Annotated in this window: 14 protein-coding genes; 4 read left to right on the top strand and 10 right to left on the bottom strand. The window is 44.3% G+C overall.

From position 1 onward, the window contains the following. Positions 1-53: 53 nt before the first annotated feature. From JSQ80_RS22625 to JSQ80_RS22610, 4 genes are all read right to left on the bottom strand, one after another. Positions 54-557 (bottom strand): GNAT family N-acetyltransferase, encoded by a 504-nt coding sequence (locus JSQ80_RS22625; RefSeq protein WP_336245802.1) that lies wholly within the window; start codon positions 555-557, stop codon positions 54-56. Positions 558-699: 142 nt separating this feature from the next. Beyond that, positions 700-1,794 carry an alpha/beta fold hydrolase gene (locus JSQ80_RS22620; protein WP_336245801.1) on the bottom strand — a complete coding sequence of 365 codons (1,095 nt, stop codon included), beginning with the start codon at positions 1,792-1,794 and terminating at the stop codon, positions 700-702. A gap of 6 nt (positions 1,795-1,800) precedes the next feature. Next, positions 1,801-2,394 carry a TetR/AcrR family transcriptional regulator gene (locus JSQ80_RS22615; protein WP_206096775.1) on the bottom strand — a complete coding sequence of 198 codons (594 nt, stop codon included), beginning with the start codon at positions 2,392-2,394 and terminating at the stop codon, positions 1,801-1,803. A 159-nt stretch (positions 2,395-2,553) separates the two neighbouring features. Then, positions 2,554-3,303 carry an SDR family NAD(P)-dependent oxidoreductase gene (locus JSQ80_RS22610; RefSeq protein WP_087432168.1) on the bottom strand — a complete coding sequence of 250 codons (750 nt, stop codon included), beginning with the start codon at positions 3,301-3,303 and terminating at the stop codon, positions 2,554-2,556. Between the two features lie 165 nt (positions 3,304-3,468). Between JSQ80_RS22610 and JSQ80_RS22605 the strand changes: the two genes are divergently transcribed. After that, positions 3,469-4,353: a LysR family transcriptional regulator gene (locus tag JSQ80_RS22605; protein WP_206096774.1), complete on the top strand. Its 885-nt coding sequence runs from the start codon at positions 3,469-3,471 to the stop codon at positions 4,351-4,353. A gap of 21 nt (positions 4,354-4,374) precedes the next feature. Here the strand turns inward: JSQ80_RS22605 and rhaA are convergent, their stop codons facing one another. From rhaA to JSQ80_RS22590, 3 genes are read right to left on the bottom strand one after another with little or no spacing between them, the layout of a single operon-like run. Beyond that, positions 4,375-5,634 carry an L-rhamnose isomerase gene (rhaA, locus tag JSQ80_RS22600; protein WP_087432166.1) on the bottom strand — a complete coding sequence of 420 codons (1,260 nt, stop codon included), beginning with the start codon at positions 5,632-5,634 and terminating at the stop codon, positions 4,375-4,377. Beyond that, entirely contained in the window at positions 5,631-7,076 is a 1,446-nt protein-coding gene (gene rhaB, locus JSQ80_RS22595; RefSeq protein ID WP_206096773.1) for a rhamnulokinase, read from the bottom strand. The genes rhaA and rhaB overlap by 4 nt, the downstream gene beginning before the upstream one ends. A gap of 7 nt (positions 7,077-7,083) precedes the next feature. Beyond that, positions 7,084-7,281 carry a hypothetical protein gene (locus JSQ80_RS22590; protein ID WP_206096772.1) on the bottom strand — a complete coding sequence of 66 codons (198 nt, stop codon included), beginning with the start codon at positions 7,279-7,281 and terminating at the stop codon, positions 7,084-7,086. Positions 7,282-7,527: 246 nt separating this feature from the next. Here JSQ80_RS22590 and JSQ80_RS29805 point away from each other — a divergent pair, with 246 nt between their 5' ends. Then, positions 7,528-8,160 (top strand): hypothetical protein, encoded by a 633-nt coding sequence (locus JSQ80_RS29805; protein WP_206096771.1) that lies wholly within the window; start codon positions 7,528-7,530, stop codon positions 8,158-8,160. A gap of 87 nt (positions 8,161-8,247) precedes the next feature. On the opposite strand, the gene JSQ80_RS22580 is transcribed toward JSQ80_RS29805, so the two are convergent. The 3 genes from JSQ80_RS22580 to JSQ80_RS22570 form a co-directional block, all read right to left on the bottom strand. Next, positions 8,248-8,526, bottom strand: a complete 279-nt coding sequence (locus JSQ80_RS22580; RefSeq protein ID WP_206096770.1) for a hypothetical protein — start codon at positions 8,524-8,526, stop codon at positions 8,248-8,250. A gap of 290 nt (positions 8,527-8,816) precedes the next feature. Next, positions 8,817-9,104 (bottom strand): helix-turn-helix domain-containing protein, encoded by a 288-nt coding sequence (locus JSQ80_RS22575; RefSeq protein WP_206096769.1) that lies wholly within the window; start codon positions 9,102-9,104, stop codon positions 8,817-8,819. Positions 9,105-9,109: 5 nt separating this feature from the next. Next, a complete protein-coding gene (locus JSQ80_RS22570; RefSeq protein ID WP_206096768.1) occupies positions 9,110-9,709 on the bottom strand; it encodes a sigma-70 family RNA polymerase sigma factor in 600 nt (199 codons plus the stop codon). A gap of 286 nt (positions 9,710-9,995) precedes the next feature. Here JSQ80_RS22570 and JSQ80_RS22565 point away from each other — a divergent pair, with 286 nt between their 5' ends. Together JSQ80_RS22565 and JSQ80_RS22560 are read left to right on the top strand one after the other, a co-directional pair. Beyond that, the gene (locus JSQ80_RS22565) at positions 9,996-11,492 is read left to right on the top strand and encodes a class I adenylate-forming enzyme family protein (protein ID WP_206096767.1); all 1,497 of its coding nucleotides are present in this window, start codon (positions 9,996-9,998) and stop codon (positions 11,490-11,492) included. 211 nt (positions 11,493-11,703) lie between these two features. Continuing rightward, the gene (locus tag JSQ80_RS22560) at positions 11,704-12,639 is read left to right on the top strand and encodes a hypothetical protein (protein ID WP_206096766.1); all 936 of its coding nucleotides are present in this window, start codon (positions 11,704-11,706) and stop codon (positions 12,637-12,639) included. The last annotated feature ends 17 nt before the right edge of the window (positions 12,640-12,656 follow it).

The following is a 12,656-nucleotide window of genomic DNA, read 5'->3' as shown; positions in this document are numbered from 1 at the left end:
ACATAACACACCCCGTTATCCCCAGTGCTTGAAAAGAACCAGCGGGAAGCTCGTCACCTAACTCTGACATCGGACAGCTCAATACCATATATCGCTTGTTCAGCACCATACCTTTGTACCGTTTGCTCTAGTTTCATCCCTACTCTCTCTAGAAGCTTACAGGAAGATTTGTTTGCTGTTTGAGTCTCCGCTATTACTTTTGGTAATCCCATTTCCTGAAATGCGTAACGGATGATTTGACTAATCACTTCGGTGGCATATCCATCCCCCCACCAGTTGGGCAACAGCTGGTAAGAAACTTCGGTGTTCATGCCATCATGATGCCTATCTAACGTTATCAATCCGATAAATTCATCATTGCTTTTCGCTCTAATAACCCAATCCAATGAGCCCCTATTGGAGTTTTCTAACACATCGAAAAATTTTGCTTTGAATGTTTTTTCATCGGCAATCGTTCCTCCGAGGAATTTCCGCACCTCTTCATTCATATAAAGTTTTTTAACATCGTCATAATCACATTCTTGTAGTTTACTTAGTCTGCATCTATTCGTTTCCACCACGAATCCCTCCACTCATTACAGAATGAATTGCTTTTCGATTTGGATAAGGAAGAATAGAACCGATGAACTGCGTTTGTGCAGTTGTTTTTGCGAAATTCTACCCTTATAGGCGTCTAAACCGCACGACTATCGCTTGGAATCAAGCCAAGTATTCTATTCGTTCCAAAATATCAAATAACGCCTCATTGAACTTCTCCTTCTGGTCTATCATCGGAATGTGTCCCGCATCTGGAATAGAATAAAATAGCTTGAGCGGCGCTGTTATTTTCGGAAAAAATTCTTTTGCTAATGGATAGGGCGTTTGCCAGTCTCGTTCACCCTGGATATAAAATACAGGTATTTCATATTCTGTGCCGAGTGATGGCAGATCGAACGATTCCATCAAATATTTCATGATATGACGCTGTCCGTCACTGCCAGCTCCAGTGCGGAAAAGGGAGCTCACATCTTTGAGTGTATAGAACGGTGAACAGAGCCCGCTTACCACTAAATCGAATGTAGCTCCAGCCGCTAAATTATATTTGCTTTGATATCTTCGAACCCTTGCAAGCTTTTTGAGCATGTCATTACTGAATTCGAGCGGCGGGTAAGTTTCCAAACGGAGCAGGGCCTGATAATCTTTTTCGTTGCCTGCTGCTTTCGCCGATTCCAGTGCTTTTTCATAGCCAATACGTTCATTGTCAATCATATTTATTACCTGTCCAACGCCAATATAGGCCTGCACGAGCTCCGGATATTGTTTGACAAACAGGCTGCCCAGCACCGAGCCCCATGAATGTCCCATAATGATAATCTTCTGTTTGTTATATTTACATTTTAAATATTCCACGACTTCATAGGTATCCTGAATCGCCTGCTCAACGGTCGTTGTCGGACCAACTTGTTTCGGACAATTATTGAAGTAGGTTTTACCGCTGCTTCTTTGATCCCAATGAACGACCGTCACGCGCTTCTCCCACGGAATCTGGAACTCTTGGGCAAACGGCAGCATAGGCGAACCGGGGCCGCCGTGTAAAAACAGCAGCACTGGATGGTCAACGTCCGTGCCACGATGATGCAGATATTGTGAAATGCCGCCAATGGTTACATATTCTCTGCAATCCATACCATTATGCCCGAGAGCCATCCGAATACGGCTCGCAGTCTTCTGCTTCTTGAACTGAACCAGCAGAGCCAGACCAGCGATTAACATAAATATTCCGCCCACAATCATCAACGCAATGATCGCTTCCACATCCTCTCATTGTTGTACTCCTCCCGCCATGTAACCGGCAATGGAATGGACGAGAATATCCAAGGCCTTCTTTTTTCCTTCCTCCCCAGAAGGAGTATCGGCCGCCCCAACAAAATGGAGCGCATTCATTAAATAGGCAAGCACCTCCAAATCGCAATCAGATTCATCAATGCCGCAAAGCGATAAAGTCCTGCTGAAATAGTCGTTTGATTTCCTTGCTTCCCAGTCCGCAGCTGCAGCAGGAAGCTTGCGAAGCAGATACTCAATATCCGATGGAGAAACGTAAAAAACAATGCTATCCTCCGCCAGATAGATTTCCTTTAATGCCTTTATTAATTTTTCCTTTACTTCTGCTTTTTCGGACAAAATGGCTTCCACTCTTTCGAACATATTGTTCTCACACTTTTTTATGATCGTATAGAGCAGTTCTTCTTTGGAGTTATAGTAAGAGTAAAAGGAGCCTTTACCGATATTAGCCGCAATTGTGATTTCCTCAACCGTGACCCGCTTCATACCTTTTTTGCGAATAAGCTCAATTCCTTTTACATGCATGGCTGCTCTCACCATCTCTTTTTCGCGTTCACTGACGATCTTAGGCATTCATCCCGCCCCTTTTTTATTGACCAATAATTCTATTAATAGTCATTAAAAACATTATAAATCCTGTTCCTGTTTTTCTCAATAGGCAAAAATGACATGCCGTGCGGTTTCCCGTCAGCATGTCATTTTGATGATGCAACTGTAGATCATAAGTATTCATTACTTGAAAGAGGCATATCCTTCATCAGCCATCACAACGCTGCCATTGATTGCGCTAGCTTCATCCAGTGAGACCAAATAAACGGTATCCGCCACTTGTTCAGGCAGAGTCAGTTTGTTGCCCATAACCTTGGCTTTCATCGCATCTACTAGGCCATTATCCTTGTATCCTTGAATAATTGGCGTATCTACCGCTCCTGGCGCGACTGCCACGACGCGAATACCATAGGCAATTAACTCCAGCGCCGCTGATTTGGTCATCATAATAACGGCCCCTTTGGTTGCATGGTAGGCAAAAGTTCCGGGTGACGCCAAAAATCCAAACACGGACGCTGTGTTGATAATGACGCCTTTAATGCCCAACTCTCTCATTTTGCGCCCGGCTGCAATAATTCCATAGGCCACTCCGTGCTGATTCACATTAATTACGCTGTGATAATCATTCAAGTTTTGGTCCAGAACTGGCGTTACTCGTCCAATGCCGGCATTATTGAACATGACGTCGATTCTGCCAAAGGTTTCGACCGCTTTGTCCACTAAAGCTTCCACATCTTCAAGCTTGGATACATCCGTCTTGACGAAGATCGCTTCCCCGCCCGCGGCTTTAATCAACTCGACCGTTTCTTTTCCCGCTTCTTCGTTGAAATCGGCGACAACGACTTGATCGCCTTTACCCGCAAATTTAATCGCCGTATGTCTTCCGATCCCGCTGGCCCCACCCGTAATGACGGCCACTCTTTTATTCGCCATTTCTTGTTCCTCCTTTACCTGATTCCTCGTTTTTTGTTCCGCAGTGAGCATAATCATTGACATTGAATATTGTTTTATGTTCTTATTGTAGCACCGCTTACTATTTACTTAAATTTATATATATTAAATTATAGTTAAGAAATACTTAATATGAGGTGTAAACAGATGAATCTTGAACAATTGGAATACATCGTTGAAGTGGCAAAAACCGGGTCGCTGACGAAGGCTGCGCAAAATTCCCATGTGACCCTCTCGGCTATTAGCCAATCGATATCCTTAATCGAATCGGAATTAGGATTAAGTTTATTCAACCGCTCGCGCGGCTTGGGAGCAGTCCCGACGCCGGAGGGCAAGGCCATCATCAGCAGAGCCAGTGAAGTATTAATGAAGATCAATGAACTAAGAGAAGAAGCCCAGTCCTATAGCAATGCGTTAAGCGGACAATTAAGAATCGCCACCATACCCGGACCCATGCATTTGCTGGTGGGCGTTGTATCACATTTCAAACGAGATTTTCCCAATGTCAAAATCGAAATATTCGAAAAAGGGCCGCAGGAAATATTAGATCTAATGAAGCACGACAAAATTGATATCGGGTTAATCGCTTTGTCCAAAAATCTAATAGAGAAACATCAAACTCTATCCTTTGAACGGCTGTTGGAAGGAAAAATCGTTGTGGGAGTAAATAAACAGTCGCCTCTTTTGCTTGAGAAAAAGATAACACCGGAAAAATTAGTTGGGCAAACGTTGGTTTTGTATGATGATGAGCACATTCGCGAATTCATGACACAGTTTATTTCAACATATGGGGACGTCGATATTCTTTTTGTCAGCAACAATACAGAGGCTATCCAAAATGCGGTCAAAGAAGGACTGGCGCTTACCATCGGACTGGATTATTCGTTTAAAGGCGATGGATCGCATATTATCCCTTTAGAGCTGGAGTCGCCCAATACCGCGCCCATATATTATGGATGGGTGCTGCCGGAAGAGAAGCACGCTTCACAGCTCGCAAAGAGATTTCTGAATAGGCTTAAATTTGAACTATGATTCGTTCACAGAACATTGGCGCTAACCTCTCTGTAGTTGTACCTCCCGCTCATAATCTTTCACGTCTTGCAGCCATTCTTCGCGAACAGGCACGCCTTGAGAGGCGCAATAATAATCCCATACGGCGCCGAAGGGGTAACATTTCAACTCTTCTCTTAGAGCCAATCGTGTCGTAAAGTCGCCTGCCAATTCAATTTGCTTCAGTTGATCCGCCGGTTCCAACAATGCGCGCAGCAATGCTTTCAGCATATTGCGCGTGCCGATCACCCAAGCGGCGACGCGGTTGATGCTGGCATCGAAGAAATCAAGTCCGATATGGGTTTTGCCCAGCAAATCGTTCATTACCAATTCGCGCGCAATCTCCAGCAATTCATCATCCAGCACAACAACATGGTCGCTGTCCCAGCGCACGGGGCGGCTGACATGCAGCAGCATGCCTTCGCTGAACAAAGATAGGGCGGATAGTTTGTTCGAGACCGTTTCCGTCGGATGGAAATGACCGGCGTCCAGGCAAATCAGTTTGTTGCGCGTGAGCCCGTAACCCATGTAAAATTCATGGGAGCCAACAACGTAACTTTCGGAACCGATGCCAAACAGCTTGCTTTCAACCGCGTCCAGGTTATATTTCGGATCTATATCTTCTTGAAAAATGGCATCTAAAGATTGTTCCAAGCGCTTTCTCGGAGCGAGGCGATCCACCGGCGCATCTTTATATCCGTCCGGTATCCATATATTTGTCACGCACGGTTGCCCCGTTTCTCTGCCGAAGGCTTCTCCTATTTTACGGGCGCGCTTACAGTGATTGATCCAAAAATCACGAATTTCTTTATCGGGATGACTTAACGTAAATCCATCGTCCGATTTGGGGTGCGAGAAGCAAGTCGGGTTAAAATCAAGCCCTAATCCCTGTTCTTTCGCCCACTCGATCCATTTCGCATAATGACGGGGCTCGATGTCATCGTAATCAATTTTCTCATCCGTATCCGCATATATCGCGTGCAGGTTCAATTTATGTCTACCCGGTATCAAGGAATACGCCTTCTCCACATCTTGCCGCAGCTCTTCAGGAGTTCTTGCCGCGCCCGGATAATTGCCTGTAACCGAAATTCCTCCTGTTAATTTCCGATCTTTGTTCATAAAGCCCTGTACGTCATCGCCCTGCCAGCAGTGCATTGAAATCTTGATGTCCTTGAGCTTATCCAGCGCTTTGTCCGGATCCACTCCGTGCTTCGCATATAATGCTTTGGCCGCTTCATAATCTCTTTCCAGTTGTGCGTTCATTGCGGTACCGCCTCCTTATAGTTATGAATGATGGACGCCCGATCCATTTTACCCGGCAGATACTCCTTAATATCAAATGAGTTCCTTACAAGCTGACGCGCTTCGGCCAAGTCCGCGACTTCCTTCGTTGCAATCATCTGCATGATCAAGTTTCCAATCGCCGCCGCTTCCGCCGGGCCCGCGTATACCGCTGTTCCGCTTACGTCAGCGGTTAATTGATTGAGCCATTCATTGCGAGCTCCTCCGCCGACGATATGCAGCCGGTCTATTCTTCTGCCCGTAATCTCCTCCAATTCCTCAAGCGCAATCGCATACAAGATGGCGAGATTATTGTAAATGCAATTGGCGAATTCGCCCGCCGTTACAGGTACTTGCTGATTGGTCTCCCTGCAATAGTTCTGAATTTCTTCCATCATGTTGTCCGGGTTCAGGAAACGTTCATCGTTGAAATTAACATATTGCGCAAAGGCTTTGACCTTCTGGGCTTCTTCCACGAGCCGCGTGTAAGAATAATCCCCCTCTAATTGGTTCCTCAGTTCTTGAATGAGCCACATCCCAATCATATTTTTCAGGAACCGCGTAGTGTGGAAAGCCCCCCACTCATTCGAGTAATTGTTGCGGAGGGCCCTCTCATTCACAATCGGCGCATCACTTTCTATCCCTAACAACGACCACGTTCCGCTGCTTAAATAAGCCCAATTATCTCCTATACCGGGCGTGCCGATTACCGCTGAAGCCGTATCATGCGTCGCCACTATCATCATTTTGCAATCCGGAAGATCGTATGAGGCGAACCAATCTTTTCTCAGCATTCCAAGCTCTTGTCCCGGCTCCGTCAGCTCTCCCCATTTCTCTCTCCCTATGGAAAGCAAATCGAGCAGTTCTTCGTCAAAAGTTCGGCTTTGGAAATTGAGCAGCTGCGTTGTCGAAGCATTCGTTATTTCCGCAACGGCGACTCCGGTCAGACAGTAACCTAAATAATCGGGGATCATTAAAATGGATTTGGCTTGTTCCAGCTTCTGCTTATCTTCTTCATACAACTGGCAGAGCGTATTAAATGGCAGAAACTGAATCCCTGTTTTTTGATACAGGTGTTCTTTGGAAATATGTTGGGTCAGTTTCTCTAGCGTATGCTCCGTTCTTGCATCGCGGTAGGAAACAGCTTCTTGCAAACGTTTTCCATCCTGATCTACTAACACATAGTCAACCGCCCATGTATCGATACCGACGGTACAGCTGATGCATCCGCTTGATTTAACCATTTCTAAGCCTGTTAACATTTCATGCAATAAATAGTCCATATCCCAATGGCAAATCCCGTCTTGAAGCGTAAAGCCGTTGGAAAATCGATGTATTTCTCTGATTTCCAACTTATCGTTGATGATTTCTCCCAGTATCAATCGGCCGCTTGAAGCGCCGATATCCACCGCTACATAGCCCACCAGCTTATCACTCCCCTCGCATTTGGACGCCCGTTTTTTTATAGCAGTCGGCCTCTATTCTTTTTAAATGGTATCCGTACTTTTCACAAATTTCTTGGTAAAACAGCCTATCCTCAGGATCGGCGCCTTCAATTCGTTTGCTTACATGTAATAGCTCTATTTTAATGGTGCGATGCCTGTCTCTCCAATTACGCAATTCTTCCATAATACCCCTCCTCAAATTGCACGATACATAATAATAGTGAACGAAAGGCTTGTTCATACAACCCTTTTTCTTTTTATTTTGGTTCTGCCTGCTGAAGCTCATTTTATCGCTGAGATAGGTTGTAAAATCGAGTCTGCCATACTCTTTATATGATAAGGATGTTGCCTGCATGCTGACATTCTTCAGGATTAAATTACTGCAGGGTTTAATCCGCATACTTTTTTTATTCAAGGAGGATGGGTGTTTATGAACAGTCCATTTTATCAAAGAGAATTAAGTGAGGCAGAAAAAAAATATGTAGCTAACAAGCTAATCGCGAACGAAGAGGCCCAATTGATCATTGAGTACTTTTCTGAACGGGGTTTTATACAAAGAGACAGCTTCGATGTAACAAAATCAATTCAATTGCAAACGGAAACGGAATCAGGAACCGTATCTGAAGTCTCTCTTGGTAATGATGTTTTTATCTGGTATAGTCATTTTAATCATCTAAAGATTCCAAATGCTATTGAGAAAGTAACTGGAGTTGTCGTAAAAGACAATAAGGAGCAGCAATTTGAGGTCGATAATGGTGAAGTAAAGTTAATTAATGAAACGATAGTGCTTGAAGCTAATCATGATGACGATAGATTTATCACTCAAGATAATTGCTTTGTGCATGGCAACTGGTGTGGCCCTGGATGTAGCGGTCCTAGCGATCCAATCGATGATCTGGATGCTTGCTGCATGGTTCATGACAAGTGTTATGAAAGAGAAGGCTACTTCAACTGCCAGTGTGATATAGACGTTATCGAATGTACAAATGGCATTCCGGGTTGGAAAGCGTTTATGGTTAGAGCTTACTTCATTGCGGCACAGGTAGCAGGTTTTTGTGCTTAACCGTTGATCATATCACGTAATGTACGGCAATCATAATATAAAAAATGACCCAGTTCGTCGCTGGGTCATTTTTATATCCATTCACAATTAAGGACCGAAAAATAACGTCCCAAAAAACATCCATATAAAAAAGAGAAAAAAGCCAATAGCATTAAGCAGTATGAGAATTTTGTCTTTCATGGAACCTGTTTTTTTTAATGCAATACTTGCAGCTATAATGCCTATTGGCGGAAAGATGAAAGTCGATAACAAGCCAATTCCGTCATACCATTGATCATACCGGACAAACCAACCATCAATCATAAACAAGATAACGGCTGCCAAAAAGGCTCCAATCGCAACTGACCGCATGTTAGGGGGATTCAAATCATCACACTCCCTCACCTTATTTACTTCTTGCTATCTGACCTAGATCAGTATAGTTTGAAATCGCATAAATTAGTACGATTCCCCAATTCCAGTATAAGGCTACCATTCACCGCCATGGAAGTAAACCATCGCTTCATTTGAGATCACCTAAGCAAGAAAGCACTTTTCCAAGTACTCGATCGAGAATAGGAGCCATTCGATCAAACACTTAGAAAAGTGCTTATGCAAATAAGGAGAGAAAGAAGCAATCGGTGCCCAATCTGCTTCACGTTTCTCTCCATTCCCGATTAGAATTGTTTGTAATTGCCGGTGTCTTGGGATTCATGTAGCTGACGACAAAACGCAGAAAAGTCCGGTGCATGGGTTAAATCGTAGGATATTATCTTTCTAATAAGTGTTTCTACAATGCTCTGCTCTAAATCATCTCGTCGGTCTGCTTTAATTCTACTACGAGCGGAGCGGATAACGGGTAAAAAGGCTGCGATAATCTGGTATACGGCCTCATCGTCACCACTTTGTGCTTTTACTACCAGATCGAATAATTCATCTTCCATGGCAAGCGGTTGAGAGTCCAATAAGATTACCTCCTCTCTGGCAGGGCGACCCGCAGCTTCTGCAAGGCAAGATTTCGGGTTTTACATACTGCTTGTTGTGAAACACCAAGTATTTGTGCGATTTCATTATCTTTATAACACATTGAATAGCCTAGCGTAGTGATTACTTGTTGTTTTGGAGACAACTTCGAAAATGCATTTGCCAGACACTCATTAATAAGGGATGATTGAAATTCCGCAGGATCTGAGGTGGGTGGCTCGCTTGGATTGGTGCATTGACTGCCTAGCAGCAGTTCTCCAAGCGGTGTGGCGTCCCCTTCCTCCGAAGCAGGACGATCGAAAATAAGTTGATATCGCATATCGTTTTTTTGATACAACCGCAACTGATCAAGGGTGCAATATTTAATAGTTGAAACAATGAACGTAATGAATCTAATCCGGAAGAAATGTTTGCGAAACTTTTCATTTAATTTACTCTGACTTGCGTGGTCGCCATCAAGTGCAAATAATAGCAGCAGGATGTGGTCATCTTTTCGAAAAAAGTCTTTTACAACCCGATTTGAAAACACAGACTTATTAATATTGCAATAATCTTGAAATCGCCATCTTTGTTTTTCTGAAAGCATGTAATCACCCCTACTTTCTCGTTTTCTCATAGTATTAAAGTGCCTCTAAGAGGTCTGAAAACAACCTCAAACATAGAACATTTGTTCTTGTTTCGACCATAAAAAATGACCCTCCAGAAAAGGATCATACGTTCCTATATACCTTTTGTTATATTACATGCAAATGCATAAACCATCCTATCGTTTACATTCTATCTTCCAAATGGTAAAATATAGAAATACCAACATTTTGAACCCTACATTCCAATTGATAAAAGTGAAATTAAGAGGAAATGAGGTTATTCTTATGCATGCATTACAAGAAGCACTCAAAATTCGCGCTGAGCAGACCCCTGATGCGGAAGCTCTGGTAGGTGGCCATACTCGCTATTCGTTCCGCGCCTATTTAGAAAGAGTAAATCAATTGTCACACTATTTACTGGAATTGGGCGTAGAAAAAGGCGATCGGGTTGCGATTTTGTGCAAAAACAATCATCCTTACCCAACTATCATGATGGCAGCCTTGACCATAGGAGCGATCGTTGTTCCGTTGAATCATCTATATACCTCCCATGAGTTAGAAGGAATCACAAAGCACTGCCAGCCCAAAGTTCTCTTCTATGACAAAGAATTCGAAGCAGCCCTTCCCAATAAGCAGCCTCTCCCCTTTCTCATACTGGCTGGAGAAGGTATGGCGACTTCAACTCCTTTTGATGAAATCTTTATGGGCCGCTATCCTGTTACGGAACCCTCTGTTACCGTCAGCGAGAGCGATACGGCATTTTTCATGTTTACTTCTGGAACCACTGGAAATCCAAAAGCTTGCGAGCTTATCCATCGCGGCTTTTCAGAATCCTTTAAAGAAGTTTTTTCTTATCCCTCTGCCAATAGTAATGAAAGGTTCCTTGCCGTACATCATCTCTATCATTTAAGTTCTGTTTTTAACATGATATACAGCATTATCTCTGGGACTACACTCGTCTTTTTAACCGAATCCGATCCAGCAACCATTTGGGGAATGATAGAGAAGGAAAAAATCACGAGAATGTTTGCTTTTCCGCATATGTATACCTATATGTTGCAAGAGTTTAAAAGCAGCCGGCGAAAAACGACGTCACTGAAAATAGCCAGCGTAGGCGGCACCAAAGTGCCTTCGACTCTAATCCTGCAGTATCACGAGCTGGGAATTACCATGTCAGCCGGATATGGCTGCACAGAAGGGCTCGGAATTAGCCACTATTCTCCCGAAATGGGGATCGATAGAGCCGACTCGGCTGGAATGCCAATGCCGAATGTGGAATGTAAAATCGTCCATCCTGAAAAAGGAGAAGATCTGCCGGCAGGAGAGATCGGCGAAATCGTTGTAAAAAGCCCCTACGTCTTCAAAGGCTATTGGAAGAATCCCGAAGCCACGAGCAAGGTGCTGAGAGAAGGATGGCTGCATACCGGCGATAGCGGCAAATTAGATGAGGATGGTTTCTTATATGTGCTGGGACGATACAAAGATGTCATTATATCTGGTGGAAGAAATATATATCCCGATCAAGTAGAAGACGTTATTATGCAAATTCCGCACGTACTGGAAGCAGCCGTAGTTGCTGTTCCAGATGACGTTTTAGGAGAAATCCCGCGCGCCTATATTGTGAAAGAAACGGGGAGTATGCTTTCAGAGGATGAGGTGCATCATTACTGCAAGCAAAGGTTTGCCAGCTATAAGGTCCCGCAAATTAGGTTCACTGATGCTCTGCCGAAAAATAGCTTAGGCAAAGTGATGAAACGAATCTTAAGGGAACAAGCGACTTAAAGTGAAAAGGATGAAAACGGGACTAAACAGGCGCTATTTTCTGTTCCGTCCCGCTTTTTGTTATTTTATCTGTCCCCAGACCGGTGCAGAATATCACTATCCGAGACTGCTCCAATTATTTTTTGCATGACTATGCAACATCTTGGAGTTACCGATCGTTTATGATTACAAGATAAGCTTATCTACATAGATAAAACGGGAGGTACACATCATGAATTCAAAAATTGCAGCTAAGAGCATCGCCCTCGTCATACTCGCATCCGCATTGGGCGCCCAACTATCCATGCCGGCTCAAGCTCAGCTTGTTCAGGAGAATGCTGCCGTCCCCAATTCGGCTGCGCAACGGCTAGACGTACGCTCTGTTACCGGAATCATTACCGAAATGAAAGACGATCCGAACGGCCGCGTCGTGACAGTGACATCCGATTCCGGCGCGAAGACGAGCTTAATCATCGACAAAGACACGCGCATCAGGGATGCCGCAACCAAGCGTACAGCCCTCGGAAGCTCTATCTTGATAGGTAAAGGATTAAAAATTACAGCCGAGTATGCCCCGCTTCTAACCGAGGCTCGAATACTAAATAGCGGGAAAGCCAAATTCATTGCCGTAACTGCGGACGATCCTGCACATCATCTTACGCTGAACGGAATTGTGGAGAAAGTGAACGACAATGCGATATATATGCGCGGAGAGCGTTACATGGCAGTGAAGGTGACCGATCAGACCGCTATCGTGAATGCGAATGGACAAGCTGTGGCACTTGATTCCATCAAGGAAGGCGCCGAGTTGACGATCGATCATGGACCGCGCATGATGGTCACATTCCCAGGCACGGTTACCGCTGATCGTATCGTTGTAAAAGCCAAGTACAGTCATACCGACGGCACGATTGCGGAGTTGCTCAAAGGATCGGAAGCGAGCAACGGCAGCATGTCGATGAAAATCAGTCATGACAACAGCACAACTGCCATAGACGACATCATGTACCTCTTGAACGATCATGTCGTCATAATGACGGAACAAGGAAAACGCCTAACCATGGATGAACTGAAACCCGGCATGAACGTAACCATCTACCATGGCTTGTTCATGACGAAATCTTTCCCTGCTGCCGCAGGTGTTAAGCTGCTGCTTGTGAAATCATAATTTTGACGTATGGAGAA

It is taken from the genome of Paenibacillus apiarius (assembly GCF_017052585.1).
Classification (GTDB): Bacteria; Bacillota; Bacilli; order Paenibacillales; family Paenibacillaceae; genus Paenibacillus_B; species Paenibacillus_B apiarius.
The sequence above is the reverse complement of the archived record's forward strand: the minus strand, read 5'-3'. Positions and strand labels throughout refer to the sequence as shown.

Coding starts and splice junctions, on each gene's coding strand:
- JSQ80_RS22615 (WP_206096775.1), bottom strand. CDS start 2,394: ATGCCTAAGATCGTCAGTGAACGCGAAAAAGAGATGGTGAGAGCAGCC.
- JSQ80_RS22610 (WP_087432168.1), bottom strand. CDS start 3,303: ATGGCGAATAAAAGAGTGGCCGTCATTACGGGTGGGGCCAGCGGGATC.
- JSQ80_RS22605 (WP_206096774.1), top strand. CDS start 3,469: ATGAATCTTGAACAATTGGAATACATCGTTGAAGTGGCAAAAACCGGG.
- rhaA (WP_087432166.1), bottom strand. CDS start 5,634: ATGAACGCACAACTGGAAAGAGATTATGAAGCGGCCAAAGCATTATAT.
- JSQ80_RS22590 (WP_206096772.1), bottom strand. CDS start 7,281: ATGGAAGAATTGCGTAATTGGAGAGACAGGCATCGCACCATTAAAATA.
- JSQ80_RS29805 (WP_206096771.1), top strand. CDS start 7,528: ATGAACAGTCCATTTTATCAAAGAGAATTAAGTGAGGCAGAAAAAAAA.
- JSQ80_RS22570 (WP_206096768.1), bottom strand. CDS start 9,709: ATGCTTTCAGAAAAACAAAGATGGCGATTTCAAGATTATTGCAATATT.
- JSQ80_RS22565 (WP_206096767.1), top strand. CDS start 9,996: ATGCATGCATTACAAGAAGCACTCAAAATTCGCGCTGAGCAGACCCCT.
- JSQ80_RS22560 (WP_206096766.1), top strand. CDS start 11,704: ATGAATTCAAAAATTGCAGCTAAGAGCATCGCCCTCGTCATACTCGCA.